The following is a 20504-nucleotide window of genomic DNA, read 5'->3' as shown; positions in this document are numbered from 1 at the left end:
ATGAAGTACGATTTATTTTGCTAATAATTATACCTCATAAGGGTATATAGAGGTGAGAGACATGAATGAAAAAAAAGAGGCCAATCTTCAAATATCAGGAATGACATGTGCGGCATGTGCAAATAGAATTGAAAAAGGTCTAAAAAAAGTAGAAGGTGTTCATGAGGCAAATGTAAATTTTGCGCTTGAAAAAACAAAAATAATGTACGATCCAACTAAAACAAATCCGCAACAATTTAAAGAAAAAGTTGAATCATTAGGATATGGAATTGTAAGTGATAAAGCTGAATTTACTGTTTCAGGAATGACATGTGCAGCATGTGCAAATAGAGTTGAAAAGCGTTTAAATAAGTTAGATGGTGTGAACAAGGCGACAGTAAATTTTGCTTTAGAATCAGCCACAGTAGACTTTAATCCTGATGAAGTTAATGTAAATGAAATGAAGAGCGCGATTACGAAGCTAGGATATAAATTAGAAGTGAAACCAGATGATCAAGATGCATCAACTGATCATCGATTACAAGAAATTGAAAGACAAAAGAAGAAGTTTATTATTTCGTTTATTTTATCTTTCCCATTATTGTGGGCAATGGTTAGTCATTTCTCATTTACGTCATTTATTTATTTACCGGATATGTTAATGAACCCTTGGGTGCAACTAGCACTTGCAACTCCTGTTCAATTTATCATTGGTGGACAGTTTTATGTTGGGGCTTATAAAGCGTTACGCAATAAAAGTGCTAATATGGATGTTCTCGTGGCGCTTGGAACGTCGGCCGCGTACTTCTATAGTGTATATTTAAGTATTCAATCTATTGGTTCTTCGGAACATATGACAGATTTATATTTTGAAACGAGTGCGGTACTTATTACATTAATTATTTTAGGTAAATTATTTGAAGCGAAAGCAAAAGGGCGCTCATCAGAAGCAATTAAAAAATTGATGGGTTTACAAGCGAAGACAGCTACAGTTGTGCGAGATGGAACAGAAATAAAAATTTTGATTGAAGAAGTAGTAGCTGGTGATATCGTCTATGTAAAGCCTGGTGAAAAAATACCAGTAGATGGTGAGATTGTAGAAGGAAAATCAGCGATTGATGAATCGATGTTAACGGGTGAAAGTATTCCTGTTGATAAGTCAATTGGGGATGTAGTAATAGGTTCGACAATAAATAAAAATGGTTTTTTAAAAGTGAAAGCAACTAAAGTAGGCAGAGATACTGCATTAGCTCAAATCATTAAAGTAGTAGAAGAGGCACAAGGTTCAAAAGCTCCTATTCAAAGGGTAGCGGATCAAATTTCAGGTATTTTTGTACCGGTTGTAGTTGTGATTGCGATTATCACATTTGCAGTATGGATGATATTTGTTACACCTGGTGATTTTGGCGGAGCACTTGAGAAAATGATAGCAGTACTTGTTATCGCTTGTCCATGTGCATTAGGTCTTGCAACGCCTACATCTATTATGGCAGGATCAGGAAGATCGGCTGAGTATGGTATTTTATTTAAAGGTGGAGAGCATTTAGAAGCAACGCACCGATTAGATACAGTTATTCTAGATAAAACAGGTACTGTGACAAACGGAAAGCCTGTGTTAACAGATATAATTGTAGCAGATGGATTCCATGAAGAAGAAATACTACGTTTAGTAGGTGCGGCAGAAAAAAATTCTGAACACCCACTTGCAGAAGCGATTGTGGAAGGAATTAAAGAAAAGAAAATTGATATTCCAAGTTCAGAGACGTTTGAAGCGATTCCTGGATTCGGTATCGAATCAGTCGTAGAAGGAAAACAATTATTAATTGGCACACGTCGATTAATGAAGAAATTCAATATTGATATTGAAGAAGTTTCAAAATCAATGGAAGAGCTAGAACGAGAAGGAAAAACAGCAATGCTTATTGCAATCGATAAAGAATATGCTGGTATAGTTGCCGTTGCAGATACTGTGAAAGATACTTCAAAAGCAGCTATCGCAAGACTGAAAAAAATGGGTCTAGACGTTGTGATGATTACAGGAGATAATACACAAACTGCTCAGGCGATTGCAAAGCAAGTTGGTATTGATCACGTAATTGCAGAAGTATTGCCAGAAGGAAAAGCAGAAGAAGTGAAAAAACTGCAAGCAAATGGTAAGAAAGTAGCGATGGTTGGAGATGGGATAAATGATGCTCCTGCTCTTGCTACAGCGAACATTGGTATGGCAATTGGAACGGGAACGGATGTAGCGATGGAAGCAGCGGATATAACGTTAATCCGCGGTGATTTAAATAGTATTGCTGATGCGATCTTTATGAGTAAAATGACGATAAGAAATATTAAACAAAATTTATTCTGGGCATTAGCTTATAACGCGTTAGGAATTCCAATTGCGGCATTAGGCTTCTTAGCCCCTTGGGTTGCTGGAGCAGCGATGGCATTTAGTTCTGTATCCGTTGTATTAAATGCATTACGATTACAAAGAGTTAAATTAAAATCTTAAAAAGTTACATTAAGTAATTGAATAGAATTAAAGAACAATACTTTGAATAAGTATTGTTTTTTTGTTCGTATAGAAATTAAAACGATATAATAAAGAAGAATTATTGAATCGTATGTAGTAGAAAAGTTAAGAGGTAGTTTGGTAAGGAGACTTATATATGTTAAAAGATATTATAATTAGAACATTTCAGAAAGAAGATTTAAATCAAGTATTACAATTGTTCTATGAAACAGTTCATACGGTTAATGCAAAAGATTATAATGAGTTACAGCTACAAGCATGGGCACCAGATCGACTAGATAGAGAAAGCTGGTTAAAGTCTTTAGAAAAGAATATTAGTTATGTAGCGGATCATAACGGTGTGATAGTCGGATTTGGAGATTATAATGAGGATCATTACGTAGATCGTTTATTTACACATAAATATTATCAAGGGAAAAGGATAGCCTCATCGATATTACAGAAGTTAGAAAAAGAAGCAGTGAACCTAGGGCATAGGGAAATCTATACAGAAGCGAGTATTACAGCAAAATCTTTCTTTGAAAGTAAAGGTTTTATTTGCATAAAGGAACAAAAGAAACAGCATAATGGTCAGATTTTTATTAATTATGTTATGAAAAAAATATCCTTCTCATAAATGAGAAGGATATTTTTCATTATTTTACAGCTTCTTTTAGTTCTTTACCAGCTTTGAAAGCAGGTACTTTAGAAGCTGCGATTTGCATTTCTTCACCAGTTTGTGGGTTACGGCCTGTACGAGCAGCTCTTTCACGAACTTCGAATGTACCGAATCCGATAAGTTGTACTTTTTCACCAGCAGCTAAAGTGTTAGTGATTGATTCTACTACAGTTTGTACAACTACAGTAGCTTCTTTTTGAGAAATCTCAGCATTTTGTGCTACGTTTTTAATTAATTCTGTTTTGTTCATGTTTTTCACCTCATATGTAAATAATGCTATTTAAGTTGTTATTATAACGTATAAAACATTCGAGAACAAGTGTACGTACATATATTCGCAAAAAAAATGAAATTTGTAATATTTTTTAGGGCACTTTATAGACATTCCATTTAAGCGGACAGAGATTTGTTTTTCATTTCAGTCTTCTCTTGATAAGAAGGTAGTTTCTTATTATAAGATATGAAGTAAGGTAGTGCTACAAATAACATACCTCCTACTAAATTTCCAAAGAAAACAAAAATAAAGTTTGGAAAATATTCAACCCAAGTGAAATGACCGGCAAAAATCGCGGCTGGGATGACAAACATATTGGCTACAACGTGTTGAAATCCAATCGCAACAAAAGTCATAACCGGGAACCAAATACCGATAATCTTTCCGATAAATTCTTTACTTCCCATACTGAGCCAAACAGCTAAACAAACGAGCCAATTACATCCGATTGCAGAAATAAATGCTTGCAATGGTGTATCTTGTAGTTTCGCTTGAGCGATAGAAATAGTTTTCGCTAAAAAAGCTCCTTCAGTTAAGCCGACGATATGACCGAAAAAATAGGCTACGAATACAGCTCCTATGAAATTGCTAAATGTAACAATAACTAAATTTCGTATGAAATAAAATAAAGTAATTTTCTTTTGGAGCCAGGCCATAGAAACTGTCATCATGTTACCAGTTACTAGTTCACCGCCTGCAAGAATAACGAGAATAAGACCAACAGGGAATACAGCAGCGCCTAGAAAACTAGAAAATGATCCCCAATATTTTGGCATTGTCCCAATAACATGAATATCGAGTAAATACCCTAATGCGATAAAAGCACCACCAAAAAAACCAAGAATTAGCATAGGGAGCAATGATAAATGAGCTTTTTTCCTTCCTGAATTCGCAGCAAGTTCCGTAATTTCTTCTGGTGTAAATACAGACATGAATAATCCCTCCGTAATAAAATGATGGAATGAATAGAAAAAATTTCAAAAATCTATGTATTATAAAAATATGTTATGACTTCTGTATAAAATTGTCAAAGTGAATAGAGAGGGAATTAAAAATTGATAACATTGTTCATGTTGTCACATGAATGTAACAATAAGGATTTAAAGTGTTTGTAGAGGTGAAAACATGAATACGAATCATGTAAAAAAAGAACGAAAAAAATCAATCATAAAGATATTTATTATTAGTTTTATAAGTATATTAATGATACCAGTAAGTTTGTATTATTATGCGACAGAAATAGAACGAAAACTAGTAACAGTTACGTGGAATGAAATAGAAGCTTCTACAATTCCTAAAGAGTTTAATAATAAAAAAATATTGCAGTTTTCAGATGTACATTTAGGGCCAGAGTTTACATTGAAGCAACTTGAACATTTGGTGGAGAAGATGAATGAAATACATCCAGATATCGTAGTTTTTACTGGAGATTTAATAGATAAATTTGGGTCTTATAGTGCGGAAAGAGAAGAAGCAAAGGCTATTTTGCAGAAAATTTACGCGCCCTTAGGGAAATATGCTGTGTTTGGGAATCATGATAGGGGCGGGGGCGGTAGTTTATTTTACAAAAAATATATGGAGGAAGCTGGTTTTTCTGTATTAGTAAATGAAGTGCAGAAAATTAAAGTGGAAAACGGCAAATATATTACAATATCAGGTTTAGATGATTTTCTATTAGGGAAGCCACAAATAGATTCAACTTTAAAAAACTTGAAACAAAATGATTTCAACATGTTATTAGTACATGAGCCGGATGTTGTAACCAAAATAAATCGTTACCCAATGGATCTTCAACTGTCAGGACATAGTCACGGAGGACAAGTCCAAATTCCTTTTGTAGGTCCATTAATTACTACCAAACTAGCTGAGAATTATGTTGAAGGTATGTATGAAGTAGAGGGGAAGAGTAAGCTGTTATATTTATATGTAAATCGAGGTATTGGGACAACCCGAATGCCTGTTAGATTTTGGAGTGTACCAGAACTTTCAGTATTTGTATTGAAGCAAAATAGTAACTAATGTATTCAATTCCACATCATCATTCTCAATTTGATTTTGATGAACGAGATATGGTGATTTACGGTAAATGAAAACAACAATAGGTCCTATAACCTATTGTTGTTTTTTATTATTTTTGCAAGGGAAGAGTATCAAAATATGTTCTGTAATTATTAGAGAATTCAAAGTTGTTTTTTGCATCCCAATTAATAGACCAAGACATTAGGCCGCGGAATGCAGGATAGCCACTTTGGTTAGAAAGTTTATACTTTCCTCCGAACGGAACTCCTTTAATGATATAATTTAAAGCTTTTTTCATTTCAGTTGGCGAAATGTATCCACCACTTGGAGCTGCCGCTGGTGCTGCTGGAAGCCCAATCATAACTTGATCTGAGCGAAGAGCTGGGAAAATGTTATTTGGATTACCACCTACAGGAAAACCATGTAAGAGCATATCTGCCATAGCGACTTCGTAGTCTGCAGTACCTTGATTGTAGTTATTACCGTCCATTCCAACCCCGCTGCCAGCGTTGTAGTGTTGAACGTGAATGTATGTTAGTTTATCTTTCACTCCGTAAATAATTGGTAAATATGCACCCCAGATACTTCCGTATGCGCTATAACCGCCTTGAACATAAGCTGTTTCAGGAGCCATGCTTAATAGAAAATCTGGACCATAATGATCTGAGATTGTTCGAATAGCTGATATAAGATTTACGATTTGGGGAGTAGTTGGATTTTTGAAATTAATGTCATTTCCGTTTAAGTAAATACCTGATTCAAGGTCAATATCTATTCCATCAAAACCGTATTTATCGATTAGAGATTGTATGGAATTAATAAAACGTTGCTTAGCGGCATTGTCAGGAAGTAAAACGACTCCATTTTGTCCTCCTATTGAAAGAACTACTTTCTTTCCTTTACTTTTTAAATAAGAAATATCTGATTTGAAGTCTGCATCTGTACCATACACAGGAGAAAATTCAACAGTGGAACGATCACCACCAGTTTCACCAAAAGATACATTGATTACATCCCATTTTGGTGAAACGTCTTTTAATTTAATAATGCCAGTACCGTTATCAAAGTTATGCCAGTATCCAACGAGTAATTTTGAACCTAAATTGTTTGCTGCTTGTGTTTGGAAAGGGGATAGCGGTAGTAGTAAGAACATTACTAAAATACAACAAAATAATTTGAACTTGTTTAACATATCAACACTCCTATACAAAAAGTTGTCTAGATGTATAATCTTGTTTATTTAATAATATCTGAAAATTCTTTCTTTTGTAAGAGGACTATAATTTTCTCAACAATTGTGTGTGGGAAAGTATTAAACCTAATGAAATAATTTTTGAAGGAGATTGAATTGTAATTGTTAAATTCAGAATATTTTGATATATTTTAACGTATAGAACAAAATCTTTCGCACAGTACTCTTACATAAATTTCAAAATTTAGTTTGGAAGGGGATGTACAAGAGTTGGATAAAAATCTAAAGAAAGATCTCAAAATACGCCACATTACAATGATCTCAATTGGCGGCGTAATAGGGGCTGGTTTGTTTGTTGGAAGTGGTGCCGTTGTACATTCGGCAGGACCTGGTTCTATCGTTTCATATGCATTAGCAGGACTTCTAGTCATTTTCGTCATGAGAATGCTAGGAGAAATGGCAGCTGTAAATCCGACAAGTGGTTCATTTGCAACGTATGCAAGAGAAGCAATTGGTCCATGGGCGGGTTATACAATAGGCTGGTTATACTGGTTTTTCTGGGTAATTGTTATTGCAATAGAAGCCACAGCAGGTGCTGGTATTATCCAATATTGGATTCCACAAATACCGCTATGGTTATTAAGTTTAATATTAACAATTTTATTAACGCTGACGAACGTTTTTTCGGTGAAATCATTTGGAGAGTTTGAATATTGGTTTTCTTTTATTAAAGTAATAAGTATTGTTTTGTTCCTTTGTCTAGGTCTTGCTGTTATTTTAGGATTTGTTCCAGGAACAGAAGCACCCGGCACTTCGAATTTAATTGGACAAGGTGGGTTTATGCCAAACGGTATAAGTTCGGTCTTGCTTGGAATTACTGTTGTTATATTTTCATTTATGGGATCAGAGATTGTAGCAGTAGCAGCTGGTGAATCTGCAGAACCTGTAAAAGCAGTAAAAACAGCAACAAACAGTGTGATTTGGCGTATTCTTGTATTTTTTATTGGGTCTATAGCGGTAGTTGTTACGCTACTGCCATGGAATTCAGCTAACATATTAAAAAGTCCATTTGTAGCTGTACTTGAACATATAGGAATACCAGCGGCAGCACAAATTATGAATTTTATCGTTTTAACAGCTGTACTTTCTTGCTTAAATTCAGGCTTATATACAAATTCAAGAATGCTTTTTTCAATGGCAGAAAGAGGAGATGCGCCAAAGTCATTTTTAAAATTGAACAGTAGTGGTGTTCCTGTTCGAGCGGTTTTATTTGGAACGTTCTTCGCTTATATTGGAGTTGTTTTTAGTTACATTTCTCCAGATAAAGTCTTTTTGTTTTTAGTGAATGCATCTGGCGGGATTGCGTTACTAGTTTATCTCGTTATTGCAGTTTCGCATTTAAAGATGCGTAAAAAAATGGGGAAAGTAGAACAAAAAAATTTGAAAGTGAAAATGTGGCTTTTTCCGTATGTAACGTATGTTACAATTGCTGCTATTATAGCAGTTTTAGTTGCGATGTTCGCAATTGATACTTTACGTTCACAAGCACTTTTAACAATGTTTGTTACAGTTCTTATCATACTTTCTTATTTTATTTTTAATAGAAATAAAAATAGCACAGTTTTGAATCCTAAAAGTAAGAATGAGGAATCTGTTCGATTCTAATTTTCTTATTTTCGAAGAGAGTTACACCCAGTCATTGCTATAAAAGAATCATATATAATCATAGAAACAAGTAATTACTATTGTCATAGTGGATATAAACTTTTTTCTTGACTTTTTATACGAAGGCGAGCAAAATGGTAAAAAAGGAAGGGGGGATGATGATGGAAGAGTACGTATTAGAGCTGTATAACCTGTTATATACGACAGAATGGCAAGATATTGTTTCGTTTCTAGGAATAGTATTTTGCATGAAAATTGTAATTGTATATATGGAAGAGCAAGGTATGTTCTATTCCTTCTCATCTCCGTTCGATGTGCAGCGCGAGCCGTTGCTAAACTATGCCAATGTGAATTACGAACAATTTCCTTTTGTAGTTTTCTTTATGATTCGATTTATTACAGCAATTGTAAAGAAGAAGGAAAGTGATGATGAAGAGTGCCACGCAACTTGTAAGGTAGCTAACGTTTTTTAAGCTAAATACAAGGAGGAGATTTATATGTGGTTTCGATTTCTTATGATTGGTTTCTTTTCATTAACAGCAATTTCATTAATGGGATATCAAGTGTCTGAAATTTTTCAAGCATATAGCGATACATTTTTTAACAAAAATTAATCGCGTTGCTATTTGAATAATAAAGCGATAAAATCCTTCTTAAGAAGTTTTATTAAGAAGGATTTTTTTCTTTGTTTTGTCTTGCTGTGTCAAACTATTGTCACATTTACACTGTGAATAATATGTTAAAATAGTGAGGTTACGTATACATACTTGAAGGAAGAGGGAGTGACCATTTTGGTGGATCAATCAACAAATCAGAAAAGCTATGCTCCTATTGTGATAACGCTTTCTGTAATTGTAAATGCGATTATTTTATTTTTGTTCTTTGGACCTGTTGGCTATGAAGGAGAAGTACATTTTGATGTAACGATTTTACCAATGTTAAACGCGATTTTTAATAGCTTTACGTTCGTATTTTTATTAGCAGCGTTATTCTCTATTATTAAAAAGAATGTGAAAATGCATCGTGGTTTCATCCTTGCAGCATTTACGACAACTTTACTATTTTGTGTGTCGTATTTATCGTATCATTACTTAGCACCGGCAACACATTTTGGAGGAGAAGGATTCATTAAATATGTGTATTTCATCATTTTAATTACACATATTATCCTAGCAGCAATTATCGTACCACTTGCATTGTTTGCACTTGTATTTGGTTTTACAAATCAATTAACACGTCACCGTAAAATTGTACGTTGGACAATGCCAATTTGGTTATATGTAAGTTTATCTGGTGTTATTGTGTACTTAATGATCTCACCTTATTATCAATAAAAGTCTCAGCCTTTAGGCTGGGGCTTTTTTGTTAAGCAAATCTTTTTGTGAAATGAAAAAAATATGGTATACAAAAGTATAGTTGCTTTTCAAATAGAAGGGATGGTAAAGAAATATGCAAAATTTTGTATTTCGTAATCCAACGAAACTTATTTTCGGTAAAGATCAATTAGAACAGTTAAAAACTGAAATTCCACAGTTTGGTAAGAAGGTTCTTCTCGTATATGGAGGAGGCAGTATTAAAAGAAACGGTATTTATGATAATGTGATTTCTATTTTAAAGGATATTAATGCAGAAGTATTTGAATTGACGGGTGTTGAACCGAATCCTCGTGTATCAACTGTAAAGAAAGGGATTCAAATTTGTAAAGATAATGGAGTCGAATTTATTTTAGCAGTTGGTGGAGGAAGTGTAATCGACTGTACGAAAGCGATTGCTGCTGGTAGTAAATATGATGGAGATGTATGGGATATTGTAACGAAAAAAGCATTTGCTAGTGAGGCATTACCATTTGGTACTGTACTTACTCTTGCTGCGACAGGTTCTGAAATGAATGCAGGCTCGGTAATTACAAATTGGGAAACGAATGAAAAGTATGGATGGGGAAGCCCAGTTACATTCCCGCAGTTTTCAATTTTAGATCCAGTTCATACTGCATCTGTGCCGAGAGATCAAACGATTTATGGTATGGTAGATATTATGTCACATGTATTAGAACAATATTTCCATCATGGAACGAATACAGAACTACAAGATCGTTATTGTGAATCTGTTTTAAAAACAGTAATTGAGACAGCTCCCAAGCTTTTAAGTGATTTAGAAAATTATGAGCATAGGGAAACAATTTTATATTGCGGAACGATGGCGTTAAATGGTATTTTAGCGATGGGAGTAAGAGGTGACTGGGCAACTCATAATATTGAACATGCAGTTTCTGCTGTTCATGATATACCGCATGGAGGCGGCTTAGCAATTCTATTCCCTAACTGGATGAAGCATGTCGTAGATGAAAATGTAAGTCGTTTTAAACAGTTCGCTATTCGTGTATTTGAAATAGAAACAGATGGAAAAACAGATAAAGAAGTGGCGTTAGAAGGAATTGAGGCACTGCGTCAATTTTGGACTTCAATTGAAGCGCCAGCAACATTAGCTGATTACGGTATTGGAGAAAATGAAATTGATATAATGGCTAATAAAGCGATGGCGTATGGTGAATTTGGTAACTTTAAAAAATTAAATAAAGATGATGTTCTAAGTATATATAAAGCTTCTTTATAAGTGAATTTAGAAAAGAAACCTATTTGATTGTTTGATCGAATAGGTTTCTTTTTTTGCTTTTTATAAACGTTTATGAATGTTTGTGATTATTTTTGATTGTTTATGGTTGATTTTTGTGACCGTTTTCATTATACTGTAATCAAAGAAGAGGTGAATAAAATGTTAACTCCTGAACGTCATCAAATGATATTGCAACTTGTAAAAGAACAGAAAGTTGTAAAATTACAGCAATTAGTTGAAAGAACAGAAAGCTCTGAGTCGACAATTCGCCGTGATTTAGCACAATTGGAAAAGCAAAGGTTATTAAAAAGAGTTCATGGTGGTGCCGCTGTTTTAACAGGAAAAGGGCAAGAACCAACGATGGTTGAAAAATCATCCAAAAACATTCAAATAAAACAACAAATTGCTAATTATGCAGCTAGCGTTGTTGAACAAGGTGATTGTATTTATTTAGATGCGGGGAGTACAACATTTGAAATGATTCCATTTTTAATCAATAAAGATGTTACTGTCGTTACGAATGGACTTATGCATATTGAAGCTTTAGTTGAAAATAATATTCGTGCGTATTTACTAGGCGGAATGATGAAGAGTAGGACGAAAGCTTTAATCGGTGCTATGGCACAGGAAAGTATGCAGAAGTATCGCTTTGATAAATGTTTTTTAGGTGCAAATGGTGTACATGAACAGCTTGGCTTTACAACGCCAGATCCAGAAGAAGCGCTCCTAAAACAAATGGCACTAACATTAGCAAACGAAGGATATTTCTTAATTGATGAAAGTAAGTTTTCAGAAGTTGCGTTTGCGAAAATTGCAAATGTTGAAGATGCAAATATTATTACAAACCATTTAGAAATTGATTTAGAAAAATATAAAAAACAAACCAATGTAATTGAGGCTGATAAACAATGATCTATACAGTTACTTTAAACCCATCTATTGATTATGTAGTGCAAGTTCCTTCTTTTGATTTAGGAACAATAAATCGAGCGGAGAAAGATATGAAGTTTCCTGGAGGAAAAGGAATTAATGTTTCTCGTGTTCTTCAGCGTTTAGGTGTTAAAAATATAGCACTTGGATTTACTGGTGGATTTACTGGTCAATTTATTAAAGAGGTATTACATGACGAAGGTGTAACAACAAACTTCGTCCAAGTAGATGAAGATACTCGCATTAATGTGAAAATAAAAGGGAAAGAAGAAACAGAATTAAATGGCCAAGGTCCTATTGTAACAAAAGAGCAGTTCGAACAGTTAATGAAAAAAATTGAGAGTATGCAACCTGGAGATTGTGTTGTACTCGCTGGGAGTGTACCGATCTCTATTCCAAGTACTTTTTACGAATCAATTGCTGCGTTTGGAGCTGAAAAAGGTATTCGTGTAGTAGTAGATGCAAGTGGAAGTGCACTGCAACATGTAATTAAAAATAAGCCATTTTTAATTAAGCCAAACCATCATGAACTTGGTGAGTTGTTTGGAGTGGAGCTTTCAACAGTAGAGGACGTTTTACCTTATGGAAGAAAATTAATTGAACAAGGTGTAAAACACGTTATCGTATCGATGGCTGGAGAGGGAGCTTTATTATTTACGGCAGAAGGTATATATGAAGCGACTGTTCCAAAAGGTGTTGTAATTAATTCAGTTGGGGCCGGAGATTCTCTTGTTGCAGGGTTTGTAGGCAAATATGAACAGACAAAAGATATTGAAAAGGCATTTCAATACGGCGTTGCAACAGGGAGTGCAACAGCATTTTCAGCTGATTTATGTAAGAAGGAAAAAGTAGAAGAATTATTGTCGCAAGTAATTGTAGCTAAGCGATAGGGGGAAGCAACATATGAAAATTACAGAACTATTAAAAAGGGATACAGTCATTATGGATTTGACAGCTTCAAATAAAGAAGCTGTCATAGATGAATTAGTTGAGAAATTAAACGGGGCAAATCGTTTAAATAGTAAAACGGAATTTAAAGAAGCTATTTTAAAGCGGGAGTCCCAAAGTACGACTGGAATAGGGGAAGGTATTGCAATACCTCATGCGAAGACAAAGGCTGTTAAACAACCATCGATTTGTTTTGGTAGAAGTGTAAGCGGTATCAATTATGAGTCGCTTGATGGACAACCGGCACACTTATTCTTTATGATTGCTGCAAGTGAAGGAGCGAATAATACTCATTTAGAAACGTTGTCTCGTTTATCGACATTATTAATGGATGAAGGGTTTCGCAAGCAACTATTAGAAGCGAAGGATGAAAGTGAGCTTCTTCAACTATTTGATGAAAAAGAGAATGAAAAAGAAGAAGAGATTGAAGTCGCAAAACCAGAAGGAAATGAACCGTACGTACTTGCTGTTACAGCTTGCCCAACTGGAATCGCTCACACATATATGGCGGCGGATAGCTTAAAAGCAAAAGCGGCAGAGTTAGGAATAGCGATTAAAGTTGAAACGAACGGATCAACAGGTATTAAAAACGGTTTAACGAAAGAGGATATTGAACGTGCAACAGCTATTATTGTTGCGGCAGATAAACAAGTAGAAATGAATCGTTTTGCTGGTAAACATGTCATTCAAGTGCCAGTTGCTGATGGGATTAGAAAAACGGAAAATCTGCTTAAACGAGCTGTCAAACAAGATGCACCAATCTTTAAAGGTGTAAAAGAGGATGGGAAAACAGAAAGTATTGAGAGAGAAAAAGGATTAGGAATTTATAAGCATTTAATGAGCGGTGTAAGTAATATGCTTCCATTCGTTGTTGGTGGCGGGATTTTAATAGCGCTAGCATTTTCGTTTGGTGGTATAAAGGCGGAAGGTCCTTTAGCTGAATTGTTCATGTCAATTGGTGGAGGAAAAACAGGTGCATTTTTATTCCTTGTACCAATTTTAGCTGGATTTATTGCAAGCTCTATTGCTGATCGTCCTGGTTTTATGCCTGGTGTTGTAGGTGGATTTTTAGCGGCGAATGCGAATGCTGGATTTTTAGGTGGATTAATTGCTGGTTTCTTAGCTGGATATGTTGTTTTAGGGTTAAAAAGATTATTTTCAGGACTACCAGTACAATTAGAAGGAATTAAACCTGTTTTGTTATATCCAGTCTTTGGATTATTGATTACAGGAGTTGTAATGCAAAAAGTAGTAATTCCGCCTGTAGTAGCATTAAATGAAATGTTGACAGGGTGGTTAAATGGTTTAAATGGTACGAATGCTATATTACTAGGTCTTATTTTAGGTGGTATGATGGCAATTGATATGGGTGGTCCAATTAATAAAGCGGCATTTACGTTTGGTATTGCTGCAATAGAAGCACAGAATTTTGGAGTGCACTCAGCAGTTATGGCTGGTGGTATGGTACCGCCACTTGCGATTGCATTCGCAACTACATTCTTTAAATCAAAGTTTACAGAAGCGGAACGTAAATCTGGTTTAACAAATTATATTATGGGGGCATCGTTCATTACAGAAGGTGCGATTCCGTTTGCAGCTGCAGATCCGGTTCGAGTAATCGTAAGTTGTGTTGTTGGTTCAAGTATTGCAGGTGCGTTATCTATGTTATTCCAAATTACATTACCGGCACCGCATGGTGGATTATTTGTAATAGCGTTAGTAAATAAACCGTTACTATATATTTTCTCTATATTAATTGGAACAATTGTCTCGGCTATTATGCTAGGTGTTTGGAAAAAGAAAGTTCAATAACAAATAAAAAGAGAGTAGCTTTTAGTAGCTGCTCTCTTTTTATTACAAAAAAATAAGTTAACAATGGAATATTGATGTTTTTTGGTAAAAGATGTAACGAATTGTGAATTTTTTGTAACAAAAAAGTAACACTGTAATTTTTTCTGGAAAAAAATTCTTGTGCTCGTATATGAAAAATATATGAAAACCACTGGAGATTGTATGAGAAATACATTTTATTAATATGGAAATTTATGTTACAACTCGTTAATTGTATATTACGAATGCTTTGTAATTGTGTGATTTCTAAAAATTCTAAAAATCTGTTGCTATAATGAAAATACGAAAACAAAGCAAATGGAGGCTATTCATGAAAAAATTATTAAGTATAGCAACAGCAGCAGTTTTTGGTCTTGGGATTTTTGCGGGTTCTGCTAAAGCGGAAACAATTGTAACAACAGACGTATTAAATGTTAGAGAAAACCCAAATGTAGAGTCAAAGCTTGTAGGTAAAGTGTTAAGTGGGAATACACTAGATGTTATAAATACAGAGAATGGATGGACAAAAATTAAGTTAAACGGTAAGGAAGCGTTTGTAAGTGCTGATTTTACAAAGAGCACATATTATGTAACGGCGGGCGTATTAAATGTTCGTGCTGGAGCGAATACTGATTCTGAAATTTTAGGTAAACTTAATAAAAATGATGTGATTGAAACGACGAATCAAGTTCAAAATGAATGGTTACAATTCGACTACAATGGAAAAGTCGGATATGTTCACGTGCCATTTTTAACAGGAACGGCACCTGTAATTGAAAAGAAAGAGGTTGTAGCTCAAGAAGAAGCGCCGGTTAAAAATAATACAGCAGTTAAGAATAAAGAGTCTGTTAAGAGTAACGATTCTATTAAGAATGTAGAATCAAGTAAACCTGTGGTAAAAGAAAAGCCGGCTGCAAAACCAGTTGCGAAATCTACTGAAACAAGTGCGCCTACTGGTGGTCGTGAAATTACAGTAGAAGCGACGGCATATACAGCAGATCCGAGTGAGAATGGTTCGTATGGTGGTCGTGTATTAACTGCAATGGGGCATGATTTAACAGCAAATCCAAATATGAAAGTAATTGCTGTTGATCCGAAAGTAATTCCGCTTGGATCAAAAGTATGGGTAGAAGGATATGGAGAAGCGATTGCTGGAGACACTGGTGGTGCGATTAAAGGAAATCGTATTGATGTATTAGTCGGTTCAGATGGTAGTGCTAATAGCTGGGGGCGCAAATCTGTAAAAGTGAAAGTTATACAATAGGTTATCGATATTAATATAAAAAGCGGTTGCTTGAAATTATGTAAGCAGCCGCTTTTTATGGATTATTGAAAGGGATAAATAGTTTTACCTGTAATAATTTTATATGCACTGCAAAATTGTGTTTGTATATATTCTGTATTTTTATTTTCTGGATGTGATGTTGTTTCATGGAGAGTAGAATGAAAAGCCCGTAGTAAACAATTTAGGGCGAAGTATAATTCCTCTTGTGAACAATTTTGTTCTTTTGTAGAAGTAGCTAAAATGAGGTCTTTTGTCAAAGATGAAAAATTGATGGTGGATTGTTTCATAGTTAACTCATCCTCTCGAAACTATTTTTATCATGTATATGCAGAATTGGACAAACTATGTTCTTTTTTATATGTAATTTCATGTACCGAAATGAAAGAACTTGCAATCATGCCGTTAAAATTGGTAAGATTGGGTATAATCAATAGATGGAGTATATTACATAAAGAGAGTTGAATGCTATGGGAGAAGTGCAACGTGAAAAAGTTGCTGTCATCATTGGACCAACAGCTGTTGGAAAGACGAAGTTAAGTATCGATCTTGCCAAAGCGTTGAACGGTGAAATTATTAGTGGTGATTCCATGCAAATCTATCGAACGATGGATATTGGAACTGCAAAGGTAACACAAGCAGAGATGGACGGAATTCCACATTATATGGTCGATATAAAAAATCCGGAAGATTCATTTTCTGTCGCGGAATTTCAAGAACGTGTTCGCAAACATATTCGAGAAATTACAGAACGTGGTAAATTACCAATTATAGTTGGTGGGACCGGTCTTTATATACAATCTGTTTTATTCGATTATCAGTTTACAGATGATGCTGGTGATGTGATATACCGAGAGCAAATGGAAAAGTTAGCTTTAGAACGCGGTGTGGAATATGTACATAAAAAATTGCAAGAAGTAGATCCGGAAAGTGCGGAGCGTATTCATGCAAATAATGTACGACGTGTCATTCGGGCGTTAGAAATTTTCCACACGACGGGTGAAAAAATGAGTGACCAAATTGAGAAACAAGAAAAAGAGTTACTCTATGATGTTTCATTAATTGGCTTGACAATGGATCGAGAAATGCTATACGATCGCATTAACTTACGAGTGGATTTGATGATGGAACAAGGCCTATTAGAGGAAGTAGAAGGTCTGTATAATAGAGGGATACGAGATTGTCAATCTATTCAAGCGATTGGATATAAAGAAATCTATGATTATTTTGAGAATCGAGCCCCTTTAGAAGATGCGGTATCACAATTAAAGACGAATTCGCGTCGTTATGCAAAGCGTCAATTAACGTGGTTCCGTAATAAAATGGATGTCACGTGGTTTGATGTTACAGACGGTGAAAAAACGTCAGAAATTTTACGATACATAGAAGGAAAGTTACAAGTAAAGTCGAATAATAGTAAGTAGAGAAAAAGAGGAGGATTCGACATGAAGCAATCAATCAATATTCAAGATCAGTTTTTAAATCAACTCCGTAAAGAAAATACGTTTGTTACGCTGTACTTATTAAATGGTTTCCAGCTTCGTGGACTAATTAAAGGATTTGATAATTTTACAGTCCTGCTGGAAACAGAAGGTAAGCAACAGCTTATTTATAAACATGCAATTTCTACATTTGTACCACAAAAAAATGTTTCAATTGAATTAGAATAGTAATGAATTATTGTACATAACAAAAAAAGAGCGAGTTTCCTCGCTCTTTTTTTATTTGTCATAAACAATCTATGATGAAATTTAAGCGATTCTAAATACAGTAAGGCGGATGTTAGTATTTCCTGTCGCAGGGATCGTAATCTCATTAAGAGTAGATTGAACAGAAATTCTTGCACCAGCTGCTAATGTTTCGATTGTAGTAAATGAAAGTGAGTCGCCTATTAAATTTGAAGAGAAATTATCAGTTGCGACTGCTCCATTAATTGAAATTCCTACTCCGAGTGGAGCGCATCCTGGCGCAGTTGTAGAAATGGATACGCTAATTACATAAATACCACCGTTAATAACAGTAACTGTATCTGTGCCGTTGAAGATAATATTGTTTACGTTAATTGCAGTACTAAAAATAAAGTTATTAAATTGCAGTACTGTTTGCTGAATATTGTTTGTTACAACAATTGTTGCTATAGGGAAGCTAGGTCCAGTTGGCCCAGTAGGTCCGGTAGGTCCACCAGAAGGTCCAGTAGGTCCGGTAACTCCTATACCAGTAGCGCCGGTAGCACCGGTAGCACCTGTGTTACCTTGAACACCTTGAGGTCCAGTAGCACCAGTAGCACCTGTGTTACCTTGAGCACCTTGAGGTCCGGTAGCGCCGGTAGCACCTGTGTTACCTTGAGGTCCCTGAGGTCCAGTAGGTCCAGGAGGCCCGCCAGAAGGTCCGGTAGGTCCGGTAACTCCTATACCAGTAGCGCCAGTGGCACCGGTAGCACCTGTGTTACCTTGAACACCTTGAGGTCCAGTAGCACCAGTAGCGCCAGTGGCACCGGTAGCACCGGTAGCACCTGTGTTACCTTGAACACCTTGAGGTCCAGTAGCGCCGGTAGCACCGGTAGCACCTGTGTTACCTTGAACACCTTGAGGTCCAGTAGCACCAGTAGCGCCGGTAGCACCAGTAGCACCTGTGTTACCTTGAGCACCTTGAGGTCCGGTAGCGCCGGTAGTACCTGTGTTACCTTGAACGCCTTGAGGTCCAGTAGCACCTGTGTTACCTTGAACACCTTGAGGTCCAGTAGCGCCGGTAGTACCTGTGTTACCTTGAACACCTTGAGGTCCGGTAGCGCCGGTAGCACCAGTAGCACCTGTGTTACCTTGAACACCTTGAGGTCCAGTAGCGCCGGTAGTACCTGTGTTACCTTGAACGCCTTGAGGTCCAGTAGCACCTGTGTTACCTTGAGCACCTTGAGGTCCAGTAGCGCCGGTAGCACCAGTAGCACCTGTGTTACCTTGAACGCCTTGAGGTCCAGTAGCGCCGGTAGCACCAGTAGCACCTGTGTTACCTTGAACGCCTTGAGGTCCAGTAGCGCCGGTAGCACCAGTAGCACCTGTGTTACCTTGAGCACCTTGAGGTCCAGTAGCGCCGGTAGCACCAGTAGCACCTGTGTTACCTTGGACGCCTTGAGGTCCAGTGGCACCAGTAGCACCTGTGTTACCTTGAGCACCTTGAGGTCCAGTAGCGCCGGTAGCACCAGTAGCACCTGTGTTACCTTGAACGCCTTGAGGTCCAGTAGCACCTGTGTTACCTTGAGCACCTTGAGGTCCAGTAGCACCTGTGTTACCTTGAGCACCTTGAGGTCCAGTAGCGCCAGTGGCACCAGTAGCACCTGTGTTACCTTGAGCACCTTGAGGTCCAGTAGCGCCAGTGGCACCAGTAGCACCTGTGTTACCTTGAGCACCTTGAGGTCCAGTAGCACCTGTGTTACCTTGAACGCCTTGAGGTCCAGTGGCACCAGTAGCACCTGTGTTACCTTGAGGTCCCTGAGGTCCAGTAGGTCCAGGAGGCCCGCCAGAAGGTCCGGTAGGTCCGGTAACTCCTATACCAGTAGCGCCAGTGGCACCGGTAGCACCTGTGTTACCTTGAACACCTTGAGGTCCAGTAGCACCAGTAGCGCCGGTAGCACCAGTAGCACCCGTGTTACCTTGAGGTCCAGTGGCACCGGTAGCGCCGGTAGCACCCGTGTTACCTTGAGGTCCAGTGGCACCGGTAGCGCCAGTAGCGCCCGTGTTACCTTGAGGTCCGGTAGCGCCAGTAGCGCCCGTGTTACCTCGAGGTCCAGTAGCACCAGTAGCGCCGGTAGCACCCGTGTTACTTTGAGGTCCAGTAGCGCCGGTAGCGCCCGTGTTACCTCGAGGTCCAGTGGCACCGGTAGCGCCAGTAGCGCCCGTGTTACCTTGAGGTCCAGTAGCGCCGGTAGCGCCCGTGTTACCTCGAGGTCCAGTGGCACCGGTAGCGCCAGTAGCGCCCGTGTTACCTCGAGGTCCGGTAGCACCAGTAGCGCCTGCTGGTCCAGTAGGTCCGGTAGGTCCTTGAATGAACGAAGCAGAATTAACTAGAGCAGTTTGTAATGCTGCTATTAATTTAAGAAGCTCTTGAAGTGTGCAAGGGTCAATTCGGAATAATTTTGTAATGTATAGTAAATAGTTAATGAGATTTTGAAGCTCAATAAATACAGCGCTTGCTACAAAGGTTGGATTTCTTAATATAGTTATTAAGTTTTTAATAATAGCTAACCCTTGTGCTTTCAGGGAGGAAGTAGCGTCTAGTGAACAAATAAATTTACTTAGTAGGTTCAATGTATCGATTAGATCTTCAATATTTTGGGGAGATGGATTTGCAAAAAGTGTTGGGATTATTTTTGTTAAATCAATAATAATCGCACGAAATGTTCTAAGTTGAGCTTTAGTAATTGGGATTGATGGAGTATTTGGGATTCGTCCAGCGCTACTTGGAAAGCATGGTTTGGAGAATTTGTTTTGATTGTCGTTATAACGAGACATTAAATCTCTCCTTTCTCACGAAAATGTGAACGAAACTCATCATAGTAGATGCAGAAATTAGTTAAATGGTCATAGTAAAATCGTT

General features: G+C 36.9%; 18 protein-coding genes. 13 read left to right on the top strand and 5 right to left on the bottom strand.

Going from position 1 to position 20504, the window contains the following annotated elements; translation table 11 throughout:
- Positions 1 to 61 precede the first annotated feature (61 nt).
- Both OXT04_RS05805 and OXT04_RS05800 read left to right on the top strand, forming a co-directional pair.
- Positions 62 to 2482 (top strand): heavy metal translocating P-type ATPase, encoded by a 2421-nt coding sequence (locus OXT04_RS05805; RefSeq protein ID WP_001003176.1) that lies wholly within the window; start codon positions 62 to 64, stop codon positions 2480 to 2482.
- Between the two features lie 157 nt (positions 2483 to 2639).
- On the top strand, positions 2640 to 3119 hold the full coding sequence (locus tag OXT04_RS05800; RefSeq protein ID WP_267413885.1) for a GNAT family N-acetyltransferase: 480 nt from the start codon (positions 2640 to 2642) through the stop codon (positions 3117 to 3119).
- Positions 3120 to 3138: 19 nt separating this feature from the next.
- Here OXT04_RS05800 and OXT04_RS05795 read toward each other — a convergent pair whose 3' ends face one another.
- Together OXT04_RS05795 and OXT04_RS05790 are read right to left on the bottom strand one after the other, a co-directional pair.
- Positions 3139 to 3411: an HU family DNA-binding protein gene (locus tag OXT04_RS05795; RefSeq protein WP_001043904.1), complete on the bottom strand. Its 273-nt coding sequence runs from the start codon at positions 3409 to 3411 to the stop codon at positions 3139 to 3141.
- Positions 3412 to 3551: 140 nt separating this feature from the next.
- A complete protein-coding gene (locus OXT04_RS05790; protein WP_267413883.1) occupies positions 3552 to 4367 on the bottom strand; it encodes a formate/nitrite transporter family protein in 816 nt (271 codons plus the stop codon).
- Positions 4368 to 4560: 193 nt separating this feature from the next.
- Here OXT04_RS05790 and OXT04_RS05785 point away from each other — a divergent pair, with 193 nt between their 5' ends.
- Positions 4561 to 5454, top strand: a complete 894-nt coding sequence (locus tag OXT04_RS05785; RefSeq protein ID WP_001095330.1) for a metallophosphoesterase — start codon at positions 4561 to 4563, stop codon at positions 5452 to 5454.
- Between the two features lie 109 nt (positions 5455 to 5563).
- On the opposite strand, the gene OXT04_RS05780 is transcribed toward OXT04_RS05785, so the two are convergent.
- Positions 5564 to 6646, bottom strand: a complete 1083-nt coding sequence (locus tag OXT04_RS05780) for a chitinase (protein ID WP_098256760.1) — start codon at positions 6644 to 6646, stop codon at positions 5564 to 5566.
- A gap of 270 nt (positions 6647 to 6916) precedes the next feature.
- On the opposite strand from OXT04_RS05780, the gene gabP reads away from it, so the two are divergent.
- The 8 genes from gabP (at position 6917) to entD (ending at position 15896) form a co-directional block, all read left to right on the top strand.
- Positions 6917 to 8311: a GABA permease gene (gene gabP, locus OXT04_RS05775; RefSeq protein ID WP_044307334.1), complete on the top strand. Its 1395-nt coding sequence runs from the start codon at positions 6917 to 6919 to the stop codon at positions 8309 to 8311.
- A 134-nt stretch (positions 8312 to 8445) separates the two neighbouring features.
- Positions 8446 to 8784, top strand: a complete 339-nt coding sequence (locus tag OXT04_RS05770; protein WP_003271231.1) for a hypothetical protein — start codon at positions 8446 to 8448, stop codon at positions 8782 to 8784.
- A 318-nt stretch (positions 8785 to 9102) separates the two neighbouring features.
- The gene (locus tag OXT04_RS05765) at positions 9103 to 9645 is read left to right on the top strand and encodes a DUF420 domain-containing protein (RefSeq protein WP_000228315.1); all 543 of its coding nucleotides are present in this window, start codon (positions 9103 to 9105) and stop codon (positions 9643 to 9645) included.
- Positions 9646 to 9760: 115 nt separating this feature from the next.
- Positions 9761 to 10924 (top strand): iron-containing alcohol dehydrogenase, encoded by a 1164-nt coding sequence (locus OXT04_RS05760; RefSeq protein ID WP_001179068.1) that lies wholly within the window; start codon positions 9761 to 9763, stop codon positions 10922 to 10924.
- A 159-nt stretch (positions 10925 to 11083) separates the two neighbouring features.
- Positions 11084 to 11836 (top strand): DeoR/GlpR family DNA-binding transcription regulator, encoded by a 753-nt coding sequence (locus OXT04_RS05755; protein WP_000957288.1) that lies wholly within the window; start codon positions 11084 to 11086, stop codon positions 11834 to 11836.
- Positions 11833 to 12744: a 1-phosphofructokinase gene (gene pfkB, locus OXT04_RS05750; RefSeq protein WP_000640854.1), complete on the top strand. Its 912-nt coding sequence runs from the start codon at positions 11833 to 11835 to the stop codon at positions 12742 to 12744. The genes OXT04_RS05755 and pfkB overlap by 4 nt, the downstream gene beginning before the upstream one ends.
- A 13-nt stretch (positions 12745 to 12757) precedes the next feature.
- Positions 12758 to 14614: a PTS fructose transporter subunit IIABC gene (locus OXT04_RS05745; RefSeq protein ID WP_000704609.1), complete on the top strand. Its 1857-nt coding sequence runs from the start codon at positions 12758 to 12760 to the stop codon at positions 14612 to 14614.
- A 349-nt stretch (positions 14615 to 14963) separates the two neighbouring features.
- Positions 14964 to 15896 carry a cell wall-binding protein EntD gene (gene entD / locus OXT04_RS05740; protein WP_023522798.1) on the top strand — a complete coding sequence of 311 codons (933 nt, stop codon included), beginning with the start codon at positions 14964 to 14966 and terminating at the stop codon, positions 15894 to 15896.
- A 62-nt stretch (positions 15897 to 15958) separates the two neighbouring features.
- On the opposite strand, the gene OXT04_RS05735 is transcribed toward entD, so the two are convergent.
- Positions 15959 to 16204, bottom strand: a complete 246-nt coding sequence (locus tag OXT04_RS05735) for a hypothetical protein (RefSeq protein WP_000814431.1) — start codon at positions 16202 to 16204, stop codon at positions 15959 to 15961.
- A 180-nt stretch (positions 16205 to 16384) separates the two neighbouring features.
- Between OXT04_RS05735 and miaA the strand changes: the two genes are divergently transcribed.
- Both miaA and hfq read left to right on the top strand, forming a co-directional pair.
- Positions 16385 to 17338: a tRNA (adenosine(37)-N6)-dimethylallyltransferase MiaA gene (gene miaA / locus OXT04_RS05730; RefSeq protein ID WP_000504953.1), complete on the top strand. Its 954-nt coding sequence runs from the start codon at positions 16385 to 16387 to the stop codon at positions 17336 to 17338.
- Positions 17339 to 17359: 21 nt separating this feature from the next.
- Positions 17360 to 17584: an RNA chaperone Hfq gene (gene hfq, locus OXT04_RS05725; protein ID WP_000813896.1), complete on the top strand. Its 225-nt coding sequence runs from the start codon at positions 17360 to 17362 to the stop codon at positions 17582 to 17584.
- 81 nt (positions 17585 to 17665) lie between these two features.
- Here the strand turns inward: hfq and OXT04_RS05720 are convergent, their stop codons facing one another.
- Complete coding sequence (locus tag OXT04_RS05720) at positions 17666 to 20419, bottom strand: Gly-Xaa-Xaa repeat protein (RefSeq protein ID WP_267413863.1); 2754 nt, start codon at positions 20417 to 20419, stop codon at positions 17666 to 17668.
- Between the last annotated feature and the right edge of the window lie 85 nt (positions 20420 to 20504).

It is taken from the genome of Bacillus sp. GC_Bacil_1, from assembly GCF_026540675.1.
GTDB lineage: Bacteria > Bacillota > Bacilli > Bacillales > Bacillaceae_G > Bacillus_A > Bacillus_A cereus.
This window is presented reverse-complemented; position numbering and strand designations above follow the sequence as displayed.